The sequence below is a fragment of the Blautia sp. CAG:237 genome, from assembly GCF_000436615.1.
In the GTDB taxonomy this organism is placed as follows: Bacteria; Bacillota; Clostridia; order Lachnospirales; family Lachnospiraceae; genus Blautia_A; species Blautia_A intestinihominis.
In genome coordinates this window covers 6351-28134 of record NZ_FR886770.1, presented here as the reverse complement: position 1 = coordinate 28134, position 21784 = coordinate 6351, and the positions used below count along the sequence as shown (strand labels likewise).

The 21784-nt window shown below is 46.7% G+C and carries 18 protein-coding genes; 13 read left to right on the top strand and 5 right to left on the bottom strand.

Annotation, left to right across the window (positions count from 1 at the left end):
* Both mobA and QZL69_RS13150 read left to right on the top strand, forming a co-directional pair.
* On the top strand, nt 1-256 hold a 256-nt coding region (mobA, locus tag QZL69_RS13155; protein WP_291519750.1), incomplete at its 5' end, for a molybdenum cofactor guanylyltransferase.
* Nucleotides 257-279: 23 nt separating this feature from the next.
* Nucleotides 280-2529: a glycoside hydrolase family 95 protein gene (locus QZL69_RS13150; RefSeq protein WP_022215654.1), complete on the top strand. Its 2250-nt coding sequence runs from the start codon at nt 280-282 to the stop codon at nt 2527-2529.
* Here the strand turns inward: QZL69_RS13150 and QZL69_RS13145 are convergent.
* Nucleotides 2517-3350: a helix-turn-helix transcriptional regulator gene (locus tag QZL69_RS13145; RefSeq protein ID WP_022215653.1), complete on the bottom strand. Its 834-nt coding sequence runs from the start codon at nt 3348-3350 to the stop codon at nt 2517-2519. The genes QZL69_RS13150 and QZL69_RS13145 overlap by 13 nt on opposite strands.
* 192 nt (nt 3351-3542) lie before the next feature.
* Between QZL69_RS13145 and gnpA the strand changes: the two genes are divergently transcribed.
* Nucleotides 3543-5705 (top strand): 1,3-beta-galactosyl-N-acetylhexosamine phosphorylase, encoded by a 2163-nt coding sequence (gene gnpA / locus QZL69_RS13140; protein ID WP_022215652.1) that lies wholly within the window; start codon nt 3543-3545, stop codon nt 5703-5705.
* Nucleotides 5706-5801: 96 nt separating this feature from the next.
* Here gnpA and QZL69_RS13135 read toward each other — a convergent pair whose 3' ends face one another.
* Entirely contained in the window at nt 5802-6980 is a 1179-nt protein-coding gene (locus QZL69_RS13135) for a response regulator transcription factor (protein ID WP_022215651.1), read from the bottom strand.
* 24 nt (nt 6981-7004) lie between these two features.
* A complete protein-coding gene (locus QZL69_RS13130; protein WP_022215650.1) occupies nt 7005-8789 on the bottom strand; it encodes a sensor histidine kinase in 1785 nt (594 codons plus the stop codon).
* Nucleotides 8790-9023: 234 nt separating this feature from the next.
* Here QZL69_RS13130 and QZL69_RS13125 point away from each other — a divergent pair, with 234 nt between their 5' ends.
* The 4 genes from QZL69_RS13125 (at nt 9024) to QZL69_RS13110 (ending at nt 13580) form a co-directional block, all read left to right on the top strand.
* Nucleotides 9024-10370, top strand: coding sequence for a carbohydrate ABC transporter substrate-binding protein (locus tag QZL69_RS13125; RefSeq protein WP_022215649.1), 1347 nt, complete (start codon nt 9024-9026; stop codon nt 10368-10370).
* Nucleotides 10371-10493: 123 nt separating this feature from the next.
* Nucleotides 10494-11375, top strand: coding sequence for a carbohydrate ABC transporter permease (locus tag QZL69_RS13120; protein WP_022215648.1), 882 nt, complete (start codon nt 10494-10496; stop codon nt 11373-11375).
* A gap of 11 nt (nt 11376-11386) precedes the next feature.
* Complete coding sequence (locus QZL69_RS13115) at nt 11387-12214, top strand: carbohydrate ABC transporter permease (protein WP_022215647.1); 828 nt, start codon at nt 11387-11389, stop codon at nt 12212-12214.
* A 31-nt stretch (nt 12215-12245) separates the two neighbouring features.
* Nucleotides 12246-13580 carry an alpha-L-fucosidase gene (locus QZL69_RS13110; protein ID WP_022215646.1) on the top strand — a complete coding sequence of 445 codons (1335 nt, stop codon included), beginning with the start codon at nt 12246-12248 and terminating at the stop codon, nt 13578-13580.
* A 420-nt stretch (nt 13581-14000) separates the two neighbouring features.
* Here the strand turns inward: QZL69_RS13110 and QZL69_RS13105 are convergent, their stop codons facing one another.
* Together QZL69_RS13105 and QZL69_RS13100 are read right to left on the bottom strand one after the other, a co-directional pair.
* Nucleotides 14001-14795, bottom strand: coding sequence for an ABC transporter permease (locus QZL69_RS13105; RefSeq protein WP_022215645.1), 795 nt, complete (start codon nt 14793-14795; stop codon nt 14001-14003).
* Complete coding sequence (locus QZL69_RS13100; RefSeq protein WP_022215644.1) at nt 14788-15555, bottom strand: ABC transporter ATP-binding protein; 768 nt, start codon at nt 15553-15555, stop codon at nt 14788-14790. Before QZL69_RS13100 ends, QZL69_RS13105 begins: the two co-directional genes overlap by 8 nt.
* A gap of 134 nt (nt 15556-15689) precedes the next feature.
* Here QZL69_RS13100 and QZL69_RS13095 point away from each other — a divergent pair, with 134 nt between their 5' ends.
* From QZL69_RS13095 to QZL69_RS13070, 6 genes are all read left to right on the top strand, one after another.
* Nucleotides 15690-16349 (top strand): epoxyqueuosine reductase QueH, encoded by a 660-nt coding sequence (locus QZL69_RS13095; protein ID WP_022215643.1) that lies wholly within the window; start codon nt 15690-15692, stop codon nt 16347-16349.
* Between the two features lie 100 nt (nt 16350-16449).
* Entirely contained in the window at nt 16450-17829 is a 1380-nt protein-coding gene (gene argH / locus QZL69_RS13090) for an argininosuccinate lyase (protein ID WP_022215642.1), read from the top strand.
* A 106-nt stretch (nt 17830-17935) separates the two neighbouring features.
* A complete protein-coding gene (gene asd, locus QZL69_RS13085; protein WP_022215641.1) occupies nt 17936-19021 on the top strand; it encodes an aspartate-semialdehyde dehydrogenase in 1086 nt (361 codons plus the stop codon).
* A gap of 161 nt (nt 19022-19182) precedes the next feature.
* Nucleotides 19183-20214, top strand: a complete 1032-nt coding sequence (gene selD, locus QZL69_RS13080; RefSeq protein ID WP_022215640.1) for a selenide, water dikinase SelD — start codon at nt 19183-19185, stop codon at nt 20212-20214.
* A 163-nt stretch (nt 20215-20377) separates the two neighbouring features.
* Entirely contained in the window at nt 20378-21136 is a 759-nt protein-coding gene (locus tag QZL69_RS13075; protein WP_022215639.1) for a formate/nitrite transporter family protein, read from the top strand.
* A 1-nt stretch (nt 21137) separates the two neighbouring features.
* Nucleotides 21138-21784 (top strand): toprim domain-containing protein (locus QZL69_RS13070; protein WP_291519742.1); only part of this gene is annotated, 647 nt, incomplete at its 3' end.

The window sequence follows — 21784 nt, the reverse complement described above, 5'->3', positions numbered from 1 at the left end:
CGCCAGTGCAGATGATCAGAACCGAGTCACCCTTCTCCGCCACAATGGCAAAGAAGAATCCCTGATGGCAGTCTATGAAACCAGTTTGTCAAGTGACATCCGCGCTTTTTTGGAACGCGGTCAGGCGTCTGTTTTTCGTTTCCTCAATGAGATCGGCTATTCCTGCTATGACACGCAGGAAGATGACAGGTATTTTACGAACATTAACGATCCAAAGGTATATGAAGAAGTATCTAAAGAAAATTTTCAGGCATAGAAGATATCTGGGAGAATAATAAAATGAATGAGTTATCATTGGTTTTTAACGGACCGGCAGGAGCATGGAATGAGGCACTTCCTCTGGGGAACGGTTCTATGGGAGCGATGTCATATGGATGGCTTCGGGAGGAAAAGATCGAGCTGAATCTGGATACACTCTGGTCCGGGACCGGAAGAAGCAAAGAAAACAAAAATACAGATGTGGACTGGGATCTTTTGCGCCAGAAGATCTTTGCCGGAGAGTATGAAGAGGCGGAATCCTATTGCAAAGAGAACATCCTTGGCGACTGGACAGAGAGCTATCTTCCGGCAGGAAATCTGCATATTGATGCAAACATACCTGAGTTAAAAGAGCATGGGTCATACCAGAGACAGCTTTCACTTAAGGATGCGCTGGAACAGGTTGTATATTGTCAGGACGGGCAGGGATATCAAAGAGAATTTTTTGTAAGTATGTCAGAACCGGTCATGGCGCTTCATTATAAGGCCGACGCAGGCAGCAGTCTGGAACTGCGTATTTCTCTGGACAGTCAGATAAGGCATGCATGTTCTGCTTTTGGGACAAGTGGACTTGTGCTGGAGGGACAGGCTCCGGTCTATGCGGCACCGTCGTATTATTCCTGTGAGCATCCGATCGTCTATGAAGAGGGAAAAGGAACACGGTTTGCGATCGCTATTTCTGTGCAGGCACCGAACGGCTGCATTCGTCAAAAAGACAACACGCTTCTCGTGACTGCAGATAATGATGTGTATATTTATCTGTCCGGGATAACGGACTTTCAGGCACAGGATTCTTATTTATCCAGAAAGAAACAGATGCTGGAACAGATCTGTGACCTTTCATATCCACAATTAAAGGAAGTTCACAAGAAGGCATATGCAGCCTATTTTGACCGGATGGATTTTACACTGACTCCCGGTGTGCAGAATGATCTTATAACAAAAATGTTTCACTATGCCCGTTATCTTATGATCTCTTCCTCTAAGCCTGGCACACAGTGTGCAAACCTTCAGGGAATCTGGAACCATGACTTAAGAGCTCCGTGGAGCAGCAACTATACGGTAAACATCAATACAGAAATGAATTACTGGATGGCAGAGAAGGCGAACTTAAGCGACTGCCATGAGCCGCTGTTTGATCTGATCGAACGGACTGCCTCGCGTGGAAAAAAGACGGCAAAAGAAGTCTATCATCTGGATGGATGGGTGAGCCATCATAATGTGGATATCTGGGGGCATTCCAGCCCGGTCGGATATTTCGGGCAGGATGAAAATCCCTGTACCTACTCTATGTGGCCGATGAGTTCCGGGTGGCTCTGCAGTCATCTGTGGGAGCATTACCGCTACACACTGGACAGAGAGTTTCTGAGAGAAAAAGCCTTTCCACTTATCCGGGGAGCAGTGGAATTTTATCTGGGATATCTGGTGCCTTATGACGGATACCTCGTCACAGCACCATCTACGTCGCCGGAAAATACATTTACAGCCTCGGATCACAGTGTCCATAGTGTGACCTTTGGTTCGACAATGGATTGCAGTATCCTGAAGGAATTGTTTGGAAATTATCTGAAAGCCTGTGAGATCCTCGATATCACAGATCTTATGAATGAAGTAAAAGCTGCACTCAAAAAACTACCGCCATTTAAGATCGGGAAAGAAGGACAGCTTCAGGAGTGGTATCTGGATTATCCGGAAGTGGATGTGCACCACAGACATGTTTCGCAGCTATACGGGCTTTATCCGGGAAATTTGATCCACAGAGAGGACGAAGAACTTCTGGTTGCCTGCCGCGTGGCACTGGACAGAAGAGGAGACGAGGGAACCGGCTGGTGCATGGCATGGAAGGCATGTCTCTGGGCGCGGCTCGGAGATGGAGAGCGTGCGTTGAAGCTTTTGAAAAATCAGCTTCGCGTTACAAAAGAAGAAACTTGCAGTCTGGTTGGCGGCGGGATCTACCCGAATATGCTCTGTGCACATCCGCCATTTCAGATCGACGGGAATTTCGGGTTTGCGGCTGCTGTCCTGGAAATGCTGGTACAGTATCAGGATGACAGGATCTTCTTTCTTCCGGCACTTCCGACGGAGTGGAAGGATGGAAAGATAAGCGGCCTTAGGGCACCGGGCGGCATTACCATTGACTTTGTCTGGAAAGACAGATGCATTACCGAATGCAGTCTGCGATCACAGACAGATACGGTACGCACACTTTTGTACAATGGAACCGAGAAGAAAGTAATGCTGAAAACAGATGTCATCTGTCATATTGTCTGATTCTTTTTGCTGCGGCGGTACTCCCCGGCGGTCATGCCGCAGTATTTCCGGAAACTCTGTGCCAGATAACTCTGCGAGGAAAATCCGGCAAGATGAGCAATATCAGAAATTTCATGGTCTGTATTCTCCAGGAGATTTTTGCATACTTCGATCCGGCGGTGGGTCAGATAGCTGATTGGGGAGATGCCGTAGTAGCGTGTGAATTCGTGACTCAGATAATATTTATTCAGATGACTTAAGCTGGCAAGCTGTTCCAGATTGATGTCATCGCTGTAGTGGGAATCCAGATAACGCTTGACGAGGGCACATTCTTTGCTTGGATGAAAGGATGGAAACAACTGGAAATCAGAGACGGCAAAGCGGCGGAGCTGGGCGATCAGAATGGCAAGCGTATGTTTGCAGATCTCTTCATAACCATCGTTTTTTTCATCCAGTTCCTGAAAAAGGGAATGAAAATAAAACAAAAGGTCGGCATGTTTCTGGCGGCAGTGAAAGATCTGGAATTCTTTCTGATCCTGGAAGGAAAAACTGATCCCGTCCACACCGACCGTATAATAAGAAAGCGGCGAGGCACTTAGGGAAGTTTCCGTATGCTGGATATGAGGGTTGACGATGATCAGGTCATCTTTTTTAATAGAAAAACGCTGGTTTTCGATCAGGAATTCCCCGCTTCCCTCACTGACGTAAAAGAGTTCCGTGAATGCATGGGTATGTGGGATACTGGGCCAGTCTTCCTCATAGTGGGAAGAAGAGGCGTTCACCAGGGCAGCTTCCGTTGAAAAAGGAGTATCGTCCGAAAAAGAAAAAAACCGTGTGCTCATGTGTACCTCCCGGGTCCGAAATATTTTTCAACTGTCAGGATAGCACAAAAGATAAAATACCGCAAGATTTCTAAAAAGCATAGCAAGAACAACGTTGAAAAACAGAGAAAAAGGACGTATTCTGATAGTATCTGAAAGAGAACAGAAACAGATGATAAACCAAATACATAAATATAAAACGGAGGTACACCTATGAGCCAGAACAAAGGCAGAGTTACGATCCCGACAAACCTGGATGTGGTAAAGGAAACACTGGATATCGTAGAGGAATGGGGCGCAGATGCGATCCGTGACTGCGATGGAACAGAGTTCCCGGCAGAACTCAAAGACACAGGCGCAAAGATCTACGCTACTTATTATACAACAAGAAAAGACAATGCATGGGCAAAGGCAAACCCGGATGAGATCCAGCAGATGTACATCATGAGTTCTTTCCATACAGCAACGGAGGAGAAGCTTGAGATCCACCTTATGGATCACCTTTACCCGGACATGCTGAAAGTAAATACCCGTGACGACATCACCAGATGGTGGGAAGTCATTGACCGTACCACAGGCGAAGTCGTTCCGACAGATCAGTGGTCTTATGACGAAGAGAGAGGAAATGTCGTGATCACACCGGCGAAGCTTTTTCATGAATATACGGTCAGCTTTCTGGCATATATCATGTGGGACCCGGTTCATATGTACAATGCTGTTGTAAACGACTGGAAGGACGTAGAGCCGCAGATCACTTTTGATGTGCGCCAGCCGAAGACAAGGGCACATTCTCTGGAGCGTCTCCGTCGTTTCCTTGATACGCATCAATATGTGGATGTAGTACGTTTTACGACATTTTTCCATCAGTTTACCCTGATCTTTGATGAGCTTGCGAGAGAAAAATATGTAGACTGGTTCGGCTACTCCGCATCTGTCAGCCCGTATATCCTTGAGCAGTTTGAAAAAGAAGTAGGATATGCATTCCGTCCGGAATACATTATCGACCAGGGCTACATGAATAATACATACCGTATTCCGTCCAAAGAATTTAAGGACTTCCAGGCTTTCCAGAGAAGAGAAGTTGCGAAGCTTGCCAAAGAGATGGTAGACATTGTCCATGAATATGGCAAGGAAGCCATGATGTTCATGGGCGATCACTGGATCGGCATGGAGCCGTTTATGGACGAGTTTGCCTCCATCGGACTGGATGCTGTCGTTGGAAGTGTCGGAAACGGTGCGACCTTACGTCTGTTCAGCGATATCAAGAACGTAAAATATACAGAAGGACGTTTCCTTCCGTACTTTTTCCCGGATACCTTCCATGAGGGCGGCGATCCGGTCAAGGAAGCCAAAGTAAACTGGGTAACAGCAAGACGTGCGATCCTTCGAAGCCCGATTCAGAGGATCGGTTACGGCGGATACCTGAAACTTGCTCTGGAATTCCCGGATTTTGTACATTATATCAAAGAGGTATGTCAGGAATTCCGTACACTCTATGACAATATCCAGGGCGTGACCCCATACTGTGTGAAGCGTGTAGCTGTCCTGAACTGCTGGGGAAAAATGCGTTCCTGGGGCAACCACATGGTACATCACGCAATTTATTACAAACAGAATTATTCTTACTTTGGGATCATCGAGGCTTTGAGCGGTGCACCGTTTGATGTTTCTTTCATCAGTTTTGATGATATCCTAGAAAATAAGGATCTGCTGAAAAACTTTGATGTTGTGATCAACGTAGGCGATGCAGATACCGCACAGAGCGGCGGCGAGTACTGGGTAAACGAAACGATCATCACTGCCGTAAAAGAATTTGTCTACAACGGCGGCGGCTTCATCGGAGTCGGCGAACCGGCAGCCCATCAGTGGCAGGGACATTATTTCCAGCTTGACGATGTGCTTGGAGTAGAAGAAGAAAACGGCTTTAACCTGAACAAAGACAAATACAACTGGGAAGAACACAGAGATCACTTTATCCTGGCAGACAGTGACGGAGATGTTGATTTCGGTGAAGGAAAGAAAAATATCTATGCACTTGACGGAACTGAGATCCTGATCCAGAAAGACCAGGAAGTGCAGATGGCAGTCAGGACCTTCGGAAAAGGCCGCGGTGTCTATATCAGCGGACTTCCGTACAGCTTCAAGAACAGCCGTGTCCTCTACCGTGCAGTCCTCTGGTCCGCATCCGCAGAGGAAGAGCTGAACTGCTGGTATTCCACAAACTACAATGTAGAAGTCCATGCCTATGTAAAGAACGGCAAATACTGTGTCGTAAACAACACCTATGAGCCGCAGGACACCGTTGTATACAAAGGCGACGGAAGCAGCTTCGAACTTCACATGGAAGCAAATGAGATCAAGTGGTACCAGATCTGAGAAGCGAAAATATCTAAGAAATAGAAGAATGATGTGATAAGAAAAAAGGTATGAGACCATAGAAGTTAAATCTGTGGTTTCATACCTTTTTGAGATTTACTGATGAAATCGTTTCCCGTATTCTGAAGGGGAAATTCCCATACATTTCTTGAACAGCCTGCTGAAATAGAGCTGGTCATCGATCCCTACCATCGTGGAGATCTCTTTGAGCGAAAGCCGGTTGTCTTTGATCATGGTAGCGGCTTTACGTATCCGGAGATTGTTTAGATAACTGGTGATGCTTGTTCCTACCTCTGATTTAAAAACGCGGCACAGATAGCTGGAACTTAAGCTGACATTTGCGGAAATGGAGGACAGTGTGAGCCGGTGCATATAATTTTCTTCGATATATGTGAGGGTTTTGGCAATATCGTCTGTATAATGCCCTTCATTTATGGTAAAGGTCTGATAAGTATTTCTGGCTTCTTCATAGTCCGGAAGATTTTCCTGATATGGCATATCCGGGGCGAAGGACTGGTACATGGTGAATCGGTTGTATAGTTTTTTTACGAGCTGAGCGACTTTCATCTGGCCTGCATCCAGTTCTTTCTGGGAAAAGACTACCAGTGCACTGTAGTCGTTCAGTACAAGAATATATGGCTGCAGTACGCCCTGTACTGCGTCCAGGATCATATCACACAGAAGTTTCCCCGAGATAGAAAAGGCTTCATTGGACAGAAATTTTTCAAAGGTTACGTAGCAGACGGCGCATGGTTCCTGCATAAAGTGCAGGTCTGCGTCGGCGTTTTGGGCTGTAAAGGAGGAAAGGGAAGTCTCTCCCTCAAAAAAGGAGAGGAGCAGGCGGGTTCTGTTCTCGGATACGGTTTCTGTTGGAACAGGAACTTTCCTGTCGGCTTTTTCCTGCAGCTTTTCGGTCGTTTTGTTCAGGCAGGCAAGAAGAGTGTCCGGACTGATCTTGATCTTTAACAGATAGTCTGCCGCACCCAGAAGGAGCGCGCTCCGCACAGAATCAAAATCCTCATAATTGCTGAGGACGAGGATCTCTCCGGGATAATTTTTTTCTTTCAGGGTACGGATCAGTTCCAGTCCGTCCATTTCCGGCATTTTGAGGTCGGTGATGATCACATCCGGTTGATGTTTTTCGATGAGAGACATGGCTTCCAGACCGTTTGAGGCGGTCCCGCAGATGGAGAAACCGTGTTCTTCCCAGGGGAGGATCGAGCGGAGGGCGATTTTTACAATGGGTTCATCATCTATAATAAGTATACTGTACATTTGAGTCCTTTCTGAGCGGGTTGTCTATTCTTCTGGCTGCTGTGACAGGGTATCAGCATAAAGCTTTGGCAGTGTCAGGGTACAGGTGGTGCCTTTGCCCGGGTGACTGTCGATCTTTAATCCGTATTCCCGTCCGAAGTTAAGCTGGATCCGGTCATTTACATTTGCTACGCCGATTCTTTTGCGGTCTTTGTGCGGGTTCAGATCAGTCCGGGTCATCTCGAATCCTTTTCCGTTATCCTGAAGTTCCAGGATCATATGTCCGTCTTCCTCCCAGCAGGTAATATGGATCTTCATGACAGAACCATCATCGGAAGAACCATGCATCACGGAATTTTCGGCGAGCGGCTGCAGGATCAGCTTGGGAACGAGGCAGGAGAGCAGCTCTTCATCCTCCATATGGAAAGAATATTCGAAACTTCCTGCATACCGGATGCGGAGAATGGCAAAATAATTTTCCAGATTTTCCAGCTCTTCCTTCACGGTGATATATTCATTCTTATTTGTGAGCGTGTTCTGAAGAAGGCTGCTGAGTGCCTGGATTCCGTCGCTGACGATCTGATCATTGTGCATGGCTGCCACAAAGCGCAGACTGTTTAAGGTGTTAAAAAGAAAATGAGGATTGAGCTGATACTGGAGCATCTGAAGCTCCAGTTCTCTCTTTTTCTTTTCCTGTTCTTTTTGCTGTTCGAGCAGATTCTGGATGGTATCTGCCATGTGGTTCATGCTGCCGGACAGGTCCGAAAGTTCATCTTTGTGGTTATCCTGAATACGGACGTTCAGGTTTCCGTGGGATAATTCTTTACAGAAATCCAGCATGCTTCTGATCGGGGATGTGATTCCCGGATATACCATTGCGACGATCCCAATGCACATGAGGACCAGGATCACAGCCACGATCAGGATCCGGCGAAGCATGGTATAAACTTCGGAATTGATATAATGATAAGGCATGGTGTACACAAAAAGCTGGTTGAGATTTTTGTTGAAAATGTAAGTGACCAGCTGTTCTTCGCCATCTTTGTGGATGCTGAAGGAATCGGTCCTGGAAGGAAGCTTCTGCTGGATATTTTTGAGGAATTCGCTGTCAACCTTTTTGCCGAGTGCGATATTTCTGTCCCAGGACGAAAGAACCGAACCGTCCATGTTCATATACATAATATTAGAAGAATCTGCCAGCCCTACCGGTTCGAGCACGGTCTTGGAAAAAATCTTCTCATCGATGGAGATCAGGGTGTAACCGATCACACGGCTTTCGCTGTACTGCTCATAGATCCTTCTTCCAAGGACCAGGATATCTCTGTCGCGGTAGGTGTGCACATATGCCCATACATCCTGATTTTCCTGGCGCAGCCGATCGAGGAGCATATCCACATCATCCTGATAGAAACCGTCATAGCCAAGGTCATAAAAAATATTTCCGTCGGTATCATATACCGTGATATTTTTGGCCTGTGCCGGATAGATGATCTTGGTACGGATCATGCTCTGGATCTCATTGATCGCCTGATTTTTCTCTATATCTGACATATCTTTGTTCAGAAGCCCGTCCTTGATCTCTTCGCTGATGCAGATAGAGCCGCACAGATACTGATATTTTTCGATCTCACTTACCATATTCAGATTGATCATCGATAAAGTCTGGGAAATGGAAGCAGAAAGTTTTTCCCGAAGTGCTACGGAAAAGATATGAAAGGAATAGCCGCTGATCCCTGCCAATGGTATAATGGATATCAGCAAAAGGGCAATGACAAGTCTTGTTTTGATACTGAATTTACGAAATCCCTGATAACGTTGTTTTTTATTCATTTTTCCCCCACCTTTTTATCCATTATACTAAAAAAAGTCAGGATAATCCATCCAAAACACAAATAGAAAAAGATTGTACATATTTATCACAAGAAAATCCATATCGTATAATTTTTATAAGAGAAAGTTCCATAAGCAGGGATGTTTTGTTAATTTACTACAAAAATATTTTGCCGTATACTGTCATCATAAGGCGAACGTAAAAAAAGCCAGCATGAAGGAGGAAACAAACATATGAAGAAAAGATTTGCAGCTTCTGCTATGATCCTTGCGATGAGCGCGGCTACCGTACTCTCACCGCTCACTGCATTTGCAGACGCAGAAGAACAGGAACTGAACATCGCGATCTTCCAGGGTGGATATGGAGATGCTTACTGGAATCAGATGGTAGAACTTTTTGAGGAAAGCCATGAGGGCGTAAAAGTAAACATGACCATCAGCCCTACCATCGGTGATATCATCCGTCCGCAGATCGTTGCCGGAAATGTACCGGATTTTATCTGTCTGAATGATGGCGGTGAGGACGGCGTGATCCTTTCTCTGATCAAAGAACATGCACTTCTGAACCTGAACGATGTTTTTGATGGCGAAAACTATGCAGGAACCGGTACACTCCGTGATGATATCACAGATGGAATCCTTGCAAGCAGCAAATGTGCCCCATATGGAGATGGTGATATCTATCTCGCACCGTTCAACAGCGGTCCGCAGGGTCTGATCTACAACAAGACATTCTTCGATGAAAACAATCTGGAAGTTCCGAAGACCTGGGATGAGTTCTTTGCCCTTGGCGATACAGTCAAAGACATCGACGGACGTTCTCTCTTCACTTATCAGGGAATCTATCCGGGATACATGGAAGAAATGCTTTGGCCGGCAATCGCAAATGAGTGCGGCGAAGAAGCCCTCACAAAGATCGCAAATTATGAAGAAGGTTCTTTCAATAACGAAGGCGTGCTGAAAGCCCTCACCCATATCAAAGAGATCGCAGATAAGGGATATCTTCTGGAAGGTACGGTAGGTATGAACCATACAGAATCCCAGACAGAGATGATGCTTGGAAAAGCTGCTTTCATCACAAACGGAACCTGGATGGAAAATGAGATGCAGGATGCTCCGAGAGAAGACAGATTTGAGTTTGCCATGGCTCCGATCCCGACAGAGAATGCAGACGATGTCCACTATGTATTCGACAGCTGTGAGCAGTTTTCCATTCCGGCAGCTGCAAAGAATCAGGAACTCGCAAAAGAATTCCTTCGTTTCCTGTACAGCGATGAATCTGTATCTGCATTTGCAGAAGCTTCCGGTGCCCTTTATGCAACAAAGAGTGCCCGTGAAGTAGCAAAAGACAAACTTTCTACAGCAATCTACAATATGTATGGAATCTATGATGAAGCAAATGCATCTTCTCTGATCATGAGCTTCTCAGCAGTTCCGGCTGACTGCAAGATCAATCCAAAAGATGAGATCTTCAACCCGATCACTTCTGTTATGAACGACGAAATGACAGTAGAAGAGTGGGCACAGAACGTAGAAGACGCTTTTGCACAGATTCGTGCAGATCAGGAAGCTGCCAAATAAATATCTTTGTCATCTACAGAACGGACGTTGTCCAATTAAGCGAAAAGGCTGCTGCACAATGTATGCGGCAGCCTTTTTTTTACCCCAAAATGATTTGAAATCTGAAAAAAGGAGTGACCAGACGTGGTAAAAAAGCCCAAATTATTCATAGCTTTGTGTACGCTTCCCGCGCTGATTCTTACGGTCGTTTTTATGATCGTACCGATGCTGAATGCCATCTACCTGTCGTTTACCAGTTCCACTGCGCTCAGTGTTGGATTCAACAGTAAATTTGTATTTCTGGATAATTATATTTATATGTTCAAAGACAAGGACTTTGTGCAGGCACTTTTTAATACATTTAAACTGATGCTTGTGATCCCGGCTCTGACGATCTTTCTGAGCCTGGTATTTGCTTTTATCCTTACACAGGGAGAACTCCGGGAGAAATCTTTTTATCGTACGGTATTCTTTTTCCCGAGTGTTGTCTCTATGACGGTTGTCGGGATCGTATGGTCTTTTGTATTTAATCCGACAAGAGGGATCCTCAATCATATGCTGGATCTGTTTAACCTTTCTTCCTGGAAGCATGCCTGGCTGGGAGAGGGAAAAACAGCGCTCTGGTGTATCGGTGCCGCACTGGTATGGCAGGCGATCGGTTATTATATGGTAATGCATGTGGCTTCGATCGACGGGATCTCTCAGGAAATCTATGAAGCTGCCTCGATCGACGGAGCGACCGGAGTCCAGAAGTTTTTCAGGATCACGATCCCGCTTCTCCGCAGGTCCATCGGAACAACTTATATCCTTGCCCTATCAGGAACGATCAATCTGAGTTTTACCCTGTCCAATGTTATGACAGGAGGAGGACCGAACGGTGCTTCCAGTGTCCTTCTGCAGTATATGTACACGCAGGGTATGCGGAATGCAAACTTTGGCTATGCGATGGCGATCGCCATGTTTACGCTTCTGCTTGCGATCGTGCTTGCGATGATTTCACGAAAACTGTCAGCCGAGAAAGAATAGGAGGGAGACTGATGAAAACTGTAAGAACCTGGTGTATCAGGATCCTGATGATTCTGTTTACGATTATTTTTCTTTATCCGCTTTTCTGGAACCTGATGTCTGCGTTCAAGACGAATGCGGAATATCTGACAGATCCTTATGCGCTGCCGGTATCATTGAACCTGGATAATTTTGTAGCTGCATGGCAGAAGGCAAATATTGCGGCATATTTTGGAAATTCTGTGTTTGTAACGGTGCTGTCTACGGCATTGCTTCTGCTGTTTGTCATACCGATTTCTTATGTACTGGCAAGATACCGCTTTGCCGGGAGCAAACTGATCTCAACGATCTATATGGCATGTATTTTCCTCCAGGCAACGTATATCATGATCCCGCTGTTCCTGGAATTACAGGCGATCAACGGACTGAATAATCTGCCGGTACTCTGCCTGGTCTATGCGGTCATGCAGTTTCCGTTCTGCATCTTTACTCTGCAGGGCTTTATGTCTGCTGTGCCAAAAGACTATGAAGAATCTGCCCGGATCGATGGTGCCACAAACCTTCAGCTTCTTCTGAAAGTTATGGTCCCGCTTGCAAAACCGGGAATTGCAACGATCACAATGTTGAGCGCGATGGGCTTCTGGAATGAATATCCGCTGGCACTGGTTCTTCTGACCGATGATGCCAAAAAGACCCTTCCGATCGGAATGGCAAATCTGTTTGAAGTACAGAAGTATGCGACAGACTGGGGTGCACTGTTTGCGGGACTTGTGATCATTATGATCCCGACCATGATCATTTATCTGATCGGACAGAGATATCTGCTGCAGGGAATCGGTGCAGGCGGTCTGAAAGGGTGAATTGGATTTTTTTTGAAGAAGGAGAAGAGATATGCCGACAGATCAGGAATTGATTAAGATTGTTCCGTCGAAGCGTCAGCTTAAGTATCAGGAAACGGAATTTTATGCATTTTTTCACTTTGGGATGAATACGTACACGAACCGGGAATGGGGAGACGGTACGGAAGATCCCGGGATTTTTGATCCGCAGGAATTTGATGCCGGTCAATGGGTATCGGCAGTGAAAGCGGCAGGAATGAAAGGCGTGATCCTTACCTGCAAGCATCATGACGGATTTTGTCTGTGGTCGACGAAATATACGCAGCACAGTGTCGCTTCCAGTCCATGGAGGGATGGGGTAGGGGATGTAGTGAGGGAAGTTTCGGATACCTGCCGCCGTTATGGATTGAAGTTTGGGATCTATCTTTCTCCGTGGGATCGGAATCAGCCATGTTATGGAAGTGGGAAGGAATATGACGATTATTATATTGCACAGTTGACAGAACTGCTGACCGGGTATGGGGAGATCTTCAGTGTCTGGCTGGACGGGGCCTGTGGGGAAGGTCCGAATGGAAAGAAGCAGGTTTATGACTGGGAGAGATATTATGCATGTGTACGGAACTATCAGCCAGATGCCTGCATCTGCGTCTGCGGACCGGATATCCGATGGTGCGGAAATGAAGCCGGCGATGTAAGAAACTCAGAGTGGAGTGTAGTTCCTGCACGGACGGCCCTGACAGAAAGTGTGCAGGAAAGAAGCCAGCAGTCGGACGATGAAGAATTCCGCCAGAGGAAGATCACCAGTGATATGGAAGACCTTGGAAGCCGTGCCGCTCTTGAGGGCGAACGTGACCTGATCTGGTATCCGGCAGAAGTAAATACCTCGATCCGGCCGGGATGGTTTTATCATCCGGAAGAGGATGACCAGGTAAAAAGCCTGGAAGAACTGATCCATATCTATCTGGGGTCTGTTGGTGGAAATGCAACGTTTCTTCTGAATATCCCGCCGATGCCGAACGGGCTTCTGCATGAGAATGATGTGGAGCGCCTGAGGGAACTGGGAGAATGGCAGCAGAGAAGCTTTTCCCGTAATCTGCTGGAAGAATCCCACAGGCCGGTGGAACTTGTCTTCGCACTGGATGAAGCAGAAGATGCCGGGTATCTGGTCTTAAAAGAAGAGATCCGGCACAGTCAGAGAGTAGAGGCTTTTGAAGTATTTGTAAGGGATCAGGGAGAGTGGGAGAAAGTCTATACCGGAACCGTGATCGGCTACAAAAAAATCATCCCGCTTTTTAAAGAAAACGTGAGAGAGATCAGGATCGTACTGAACGATTACAGAGTTCTGCCACAGATTTCCTTTGTTGGAGTGTATCCTGGGAAGAAATGATGAATTGTGATACAGAAAGTTATGTCAGATGCATCTGGAGAGAATCTGGAAATTGATCTGATATGTATATAGCTGTATGAAAGTCATCCAAAAGGGATTGAAAATTACCCTGATATGCATATGGCAGAATTTAAACCATCCAAATTACAGGCAAACATTGACTTGATTACAAGAAATAAAGTATAGAGCCAACCAAAAAAGAGAAAACAGATGACCAAAATTCTACAAAGACAAAAATAAACCATCCAGGAGCACTGCAAATGGATGGTTTATTTTATGGAAAACAGAAAACAAGTCACTTAAGAAGTTTGAAATGGATGACTTGAATTTTCGAAAGTTGTGAAAGGTCCCATTGTCGTCCATAGAACAGATGACCTGAATTCTATTAAATGAGAAATGGGTCGGCAGAGGATGGCATGTTTACCATTTCTGGGCATGCTTCTCAATAAAATCCAGAATGGCATACAGCCCTATCGCAATGATACACAGGATCACGATGGACATCAGCACCCATGTCAGTTTGAAAGTCTGGGAGCCGTAGATGATCAGGTAGCCAAGTCCCTGGCGGGCGCCGATGAATTCTCCGATGATCACGCCGACAAGGCACAATCCAATATTGACTTTCATCACACTTAAGATGAGGGGCACAGAAGACGGAAGGACGATCTTTGTCAGTTCGTCTTTTTTTGTGCCGCCGAGGGTGCGGATGAGCTTGAGTTTCTCTGGGTCGGCTTCGCGGAAACCTGTGTAGAGATTGATGATTGAGCCAAAGATCGCCACAGATATTCCGGCAACGATGATCGTCCGGACGTTGGCACCAAGCCAGACGATCAGAAGCGGGGCGAGGGCGGATTTTGGCAGGCTGTTCAGGACGACGAGGTAAGGCTCCAGGATCCGCGAAAGCTTCGGACAGCACCACAGAAGAACCGCTGTGCCGATTCCAAGAAAAACAGTAAAAGCAAAGCTGACCAGAGTCTCCATCAGCGTGATGCCAATGTGTGTAAAAAGAGACTGATCCTGCACCATCCGAAGAAACGTCTGCCAGATCTCAGAAGGACTGCTGAAGATAAAAGAGTCGATCCAGCCCCGTCTGGCAGACACTTCCCACAAAAGCAGAAAGCCCAGGAACAAAAAGATCCTGGACACATGGATCAGATATTTTTCACGCCGGACACGAAAGAGATATTGTTTCTGTGCAGGGGAAAGGTCAGGCATACTGGTTCAGCTCCTTCCAGATTAGATTGAAATAAGACTTAAATTCCGGTGCACTGCGCGAGGCAAGAGGGGTTCTCTCATCCAGCGACAGCCGGATTGTGACAATGCGGGCGACCTGAGCAGGGCGGGCAGAAAGGATGACCACGCGATCTGCCATACTGATCGCCTCAGAAATATCATGTGTGACCAGGATTGCGGTTTTTTGCTCTTTCTTGAGGATGCGGCCGATGTCATCGCTGACATTTAACCGTGTCTGATAATCCAGCGCGGAAAAAGGTTCGTCAAGCAAAAGAAGCTCCGGTTTCAGGGCGAGTGTGCGGATGAGAGCTGCGCGCTGGCGCATGCCGCCGGATAACTGCGAAGGACGGGCTGTGCGGAATTTGTTGAGCCCGTAGGTATCAAGCATTTCTTCGATATAGGCAAGTTTTTCGGGCGTTTTTTCCCTGCGAATCTCGAGACCGAGGAGGACATTTCGATAGATATTTCTCCACTCCAGAAGATGATCTTTCTGGAGCATATATCCGATGCGCGGGTCGCCGGGGGATGGAGGGATGCCGTTCATAAGGATCGTGCCTTCCTCTGCCGGGAACATGCCGCAGATCAGGTTCAGAAGCGTGGATTTTCCACAGCCGGACGGACCGACAACAGCAAGGAATTCGCCGGGCATCAGGTCAAACGATATATTTGAAAGGGCTTTCGTCTCTCCGGATACGGTATGGTAAGAAAGAGAAACATTTCTGATCTCCAGAAGGGGGTTCATACAAAATACCTCGAAAGAGAATCTATATTTTAAGATATGCGGGAGAGGGCATCTGTGTTATGATAGGAAAAAGGATTCCGTCGATAGCCTGATACAGGGGATCCACATAGAAATCTTACAAGAGGAATACTATCATGAACAAACGAAACTATCAGAAAGAACTTGATAAACTTATCGAGAATATAAAAAAAGAAGGCAGAGTCCCGAGGCTTTTTCTCCACAGCTGCTGTGCGCCGTGCAGCAGTTACGTGCTGGAATATCTGTCTCAGTATTTTGAAATCACGGTATTTTTTTATAATCCAAATATTTCATTAGAGGAGGAATACCGCAAGCGAGTTGCAGAGATCCGCCGTCTGGTAGCTGAAATGCCGTTCACACACCCGGTCCACATCGAAGAGGGCGCCTACGATCCGCAGGTCTTTTATGAAATGGCAAAAGGCATGGAAAAAGTTCCGGAGGGCGGTGAACGCTGTTTCAAATGCTACCGTCTCCGCATGGAAGAAGCCGCAAAACTTGCCGAAGAAGGCGGTTATGACTACTTCACAACAACCCTCTCGATCAGCCCGCTCAAAAACGCAGAGAAGATCAACGAGATCGGAGAAGAACTGGCAGAAATCTATAAAGTACCCCATCTTCCATCCGATTTCAAGAAGAAAAATGGCTATAAACGTTCCATCGAACTGTCCCACGAATACGATCTTTACCGGCAGAATTACTGTGGCTGCGTCTTTTCGAAGCGCGAACAGGAAGAAAAATTGAAGCAAAAACAAATTTCAGAGGGTTCTGCTCTTTGATTTTTCACTGGAATGTGGTAAACTGATAACAAATTATGCGTTGTCAGGACTCGTTGAAGAACCGGCAGCAGCAAAATCACCGTACAATAAGGAGGACATTATGGCACAGTTATGGGGAGGACGTTTCACGAAGGAAACGGACAAACTTGTATACAACTTTAATGCATCTATTTCATTTGACCAGAAATTTTATAAACAGGACATTCGCGGAAGCAAAGCGCATGTCAGAATGCTTGCAAAGCAGGGAATCCTGACAGAAGAGGAGAGAGATCAGATTCTTGAAGGACTGGATGGCATCCTTGCAGACGTGGAATCCGGCAAGCTGGAGATCACATCCGAATATGAGGATATCCACAGCTTTGTTGAGGCAAATCTGATCGACCGCATCGGAGATCCTGGCAAGAAGCTTCACACAGGAAGAAGCCGTAACGACCAGGTTGCCCTTGACATGAAACTTTATGTCCGCGACGAGATCGAAGAGATCGACGCAGAACTCAAGAAACTTCTGGAAGCACTCCAGACCATTATGGAAAACAATGTGCACACCTACATGCCTGGATTCACACATCTTCAGAAAGCACAGCCTGTTACCCTGGCACACCATGTAGGTGCATATTTCGAGATGTTCCGCAGAGACAGAAGCCGTATGGCAGACATCCGCAAACGTATGAACACCTGTCCGCTCGGTGCAGGCGCACTTGCAGGAACCACCTACCCGCTGGACAGATTTTATACAGCAGAGCTGCTTGGCTTTGATGAGCCGACAAGAAACAGCATGGATTCCGTATCTGACAGGGATTACGTGATCGAGCTTCTTTCTGCTATGTCCACTGTCATGATGCATCTGAGCCGTTTCTGCGAGGAGATCATCCTCTGGAACTCCAACGAGTACCGTTTCGTTGAGATCGACGATGCCTACAGCACCGGAAGCAGCATCATGCCGCAGAAGAAGAATCCGGATATCGCAGAGCTTGTAAGAGGAAAAACAGGCCGTGTCTATGGTGCGCTGACTTCCATCCTTACAACCATGAAAGGCATTCCGCTCGCCTACAACAAAGACATGCAGGAAGACAAGGAACTGACCTTTGACGCGATCGACACAGTAAAAGGCTGTATCGCCCTGTTCACAGGCATGGTTTCCACCATGGAATTCCACAAGGATGTTATGGAAGCAAGCGCAAAGAATGGCTTTACCAACGCGACAGATGCCGCTGACTATCTCGTAAACCACGGGGTACCGTTCCGTGATGCACATGGTATCTTAGGCCGCCTTGTCCTGACCTGTATCGACAAAGGAATCTCTCTGGATGAGCTTCCGCTTGAAGAGTACAAAGAGATCTCTCCGGTCTTCGAGCAGGACATCTATGAAGCAATCAGCATGAAGACCTGCGTAGAAAAACGTGAGACTTACGGTGCACCTGGCCCGAAGGTCATGGAGCAGATCATCGCATTAAATCGCGAATATTTAAAAAATAATTAAAAAACCTCTTGCATTTTTATACAAAGTGGTATAGTATGTACAAAGAAAACAGATGTGTGCCACACAAAGACACATAAGAATAAATGAGTGAGGAGAAAATGTTATTATGAGCGAAAAACTGAGAGTCGGCATTTTAGGTGCTACTGGTATGGTAGGACAGAGATTTATCTCCCTTCTGGAGAATCATCCGTGGTTTGAGGTTGTTACCCTTGCTGCAAGCCCGAGAAGCGCAGGCAAGACCTACGAAGAAGCAGTAGGCGGAAGATGGAAAATGGACACTCCGATGCCAGAAGCAGTAAAGAAGATCGTTGTCATGAACGTAAACGAAGTAGAAAAAGTTGCTTCTACTGTAGATTTCGTATTTTCAGCAGTTGATATGTCCAAGGACGAGATCAAAGCGATCGAAGAAGAATACGCAAAGACAGAGACTCCTGTTGTATCCAACAACAGCGCACATCGCTGGACACCGGATGTACCGATGGTAGTGCCGGAGATCAACCCGGAACATTTCGATGTTATCAAATATCAGCAGAAACGTCTTGGAACAACAAGAGGATTCATCGCTGTTAAACCAAACTGCTCCATCCAGAGCTACGCACCGGTACTTACTGCATGGAAAGAATTTGAGCCATATGAAGTAGTTGCTACTACATACCAGGCAATCTCCGGAGCAGGAAAAACCTTCAAAGACTGGCCGGAAATGGAACACAACATCATTCCATACATCGGTGGAGAAGAAGAGAAGAGTGAGAAAGAGCCGCTGAGACTGTGGGGCAAGATCGAGGACGGTGTGATCGTACCGGCTACAGAGCCAGTCATCACCTGCCAGTGTCTGCGTGTTCCGGTACTGAACGGACATACAGCAGCAGTATTCGTTAAATTCCGCAAGAAACCTACCAAAGAGCAGCTGATCGAAGCCCTGAGAAACTTCAAGGGACTTCCACAGGAACTGGAACTTCCGAGCGCACCGAAGCACTTTATCCAGTACCTCGAAGAAGACAACCGTCCGCAGGTAAGCGAGGATGTCAACTACGAAAACGGAATGGGCGTATCTATCGGACGTCTCCGTGAGGACAAAGTTTATGATTACAAATTCGTAGGACTTTCCCACAACACCGTAAGAGGAGCAGCCGGCGGAGCTGTACTTTGTGCAGAGACACTTAAGGCAAAAGGATATATCACAAAGAAATAAATCCAAACATAAAAAACAGGAGAACCGTTCTGTCAGAAAGAAATCTGGCAGAGCGGTTTTTTTGCGGTGGAGAATCTGGAGGATTTGTGTTATGATAAAGTCTAAGACTGAAAAATGATTTTTCATAAAAACATATAATATAGAAGGGAGTATCAGACAAAATGGAAAAGGTGTATCTGACAAAACTTGCACCAAACTGTGGTTGTGCTGCCAAGGTAGGACCGGGCACGCTTGCGGGAGTGCTCTGCAAACTGCCGAAATTTCATGATGAACATCTTCTTGTGGGAACAGAAACCTCAGATGATGCGGCTGTCTACAAGATCTCAGACGAACTGGCAATGATCCAGACTCTGGATTTCTTTACGCCGGTGGCAGATGATCCTTATGATTTCGGACAGATCGCAGCGGCGAATGCCCTGAGTGATGTCTACGCGATGGGCGGCGAACCAAAGACCGCACTGAATATCGTAGCGTTTCCGAAGGAGATGGATACCGAGATCCTGGGCGAGATCCTCAAGGGAGGCGCAGACAAAGTACTGGAGGCAGGCGCAGTTCTTGCAGGCGGACATACGATCCAGGACGACACACCGAAGTATGGACTGAGTGTTACAGGCTTCGTCCATCCGGCGAAATTCTGGAAAAATTATGGTGCACAGACCGGCGATAAGCTGATCCTCACCAAACCACTCGGAACAGGTATCGTCAATACCGCGATCAAAGCAGACCTTGTATCGGAGGAGGCACGTGAGGCAGCCCTTAGATCCATGAAGACGCTGAATAAATATGCAGCAGAGATCCTGAAGAAGTATACGATCCATGCGTGTACGGATGTTACAGGCTTCGGCCTTGGCGGTCACGGAACAGAGATGGCAGAGGGAAGCCAGAAGACACTGGTGATCGACACGAGATCCCTGCCAATCCTTCCGGATGTAGAGGAATATGCATCTATGGGGCTCATTCCTGGCGGCGCATATCGCAACCGTGAATTCGCGGGCAAAGCAGGATATGAGAGCAGCGCAGAGCTCTGGAGAGAGGATCTTGTGTTTGACCCACAGACATCCGGAGGCCTTCTGGCAGCAGTCCCGGCAGAGGAAGCCGAGAAGCTTCTTGCCGAATTAAAAGGGCTTAATCTGCTCTGTGCAGTGATCGGTGAGGTCATTGACAGGAAAGATTACGCATTACTGATCCGATAGCTGAAAGTTATCAGTAAATGGAAAAGTTTATAGATAAAATACCGAACTTTAACCGATTTTTGTTGAGAAAAATTGTTCAAAATGCTATAATAAGTGAACACAATATGCGGAGGACACATTGAAGCACAAATACAATGTGTTCAGGGAAAGGGAGGTATTTTTTATGAATCACGAGGATGTACAGAAATTATCAAATGCAGCAAACGCGAAGATCACCCTTCTTCAGAACGATTTTCTGAAGTACTTTATGCGGGCGATCATGGCAGGATTCTTCATTGTGGTTGCGATGATTTTCTCTAATGTAGTCGGTAATGTTTTTGCCGGAGCAGAGGAGCCGGCGTGGGGCAAGTTCCTGGGAGCACTGGTGTTCTCGATCGCAGTCCTTCTGATCTCCATGGTCGGAGGAGAGCTTTTTACAGGAAATAACCTGGTCATGGCGTTTGGGGTCTATGACAAGCGAGTGACTCTGGGTGATGCCGGTAAGGTATGGCTTGTCAGCTACATAGGGAACTTTGTTGGATGCCTGATCCTGTCCCTGATCTTTGTATGGGCGGGCGCATCAGGAACCAAGGATTATTTTGCTGGTTTTATCGGAAACAAACTTGCTATCCCGGCAGGTCAGATGTTTTTCCGTGCAGTTCTGTGTAATTTCTTTGTATGTCTCGGGGTACTTTGCGGAATCAAATTAAAGAGTGAAGCCGCGAAGTTCCTGATGATCGTTATGTGTATCTCAGGATTCGTTGTTAGCGGATTTGAGCACTGCGTTGCAAATATGGGTATTTTTGTGACAGCAGCCTGCCTGGTACCAGGACTTTCCGTTGGTGCGATGATCAAGAGCATGGTGATCGTCACACTGGGAAATATGGTCGGTGGTGCAGTACTTCTTGCATGGCCGCTTAGAAAGATGAGTGCAGATCAATAATATGGGTAAGGTTTTATATATTGCAGAGAAACCGAGCGTCGCTCAGGAATTTGCAAAAGCATTAAAAATCAACGGACAGAGAAAAGACGGATACTTAGAATCTCAGGATTCCATAGTGACCTGGTGTGTAGGACACCTGGTCACTATGAGCTATCCCGAAAAATATGACATCAAATACAAAAGGTGGAGTTTTGATACCCTGCCTTTTTTGCCGCGCGAATTTAAATACGAGGTGATTCCGGGGGTTCAGAAACAGTTTGACATTGTGAAAGGGCTTCTGAACCGGCCGGATGTAGAGACCATCTATGTGTGTACCGACTCCGGGCGAGAGGGAGAATATATTTACCGTCTGGTCGCACAGATGGCAGGAGTGAAGGACAAGAAACAGAGACGAGTCTGGATCGATTCCCAGACGGAGGAGGAGATCCTCAGGGGGATCCGCGAAGCGAAGGACCTGTCATCCTATGACAATCTGGCGAATTCTGCCTACCTCCGCGCCAAGGAGGACTATCTCATGGGGATTAATTTTTCCAGAGTGCTCACACTGCGCTACGGAAACAGCGTTTCGAGCTACCTTAAGAGCAAATATCAGGCGATCGCGGTAGGCCGCGTTATGACCTGTGTCCTTGGCATGGTCGTGCGCAGGGA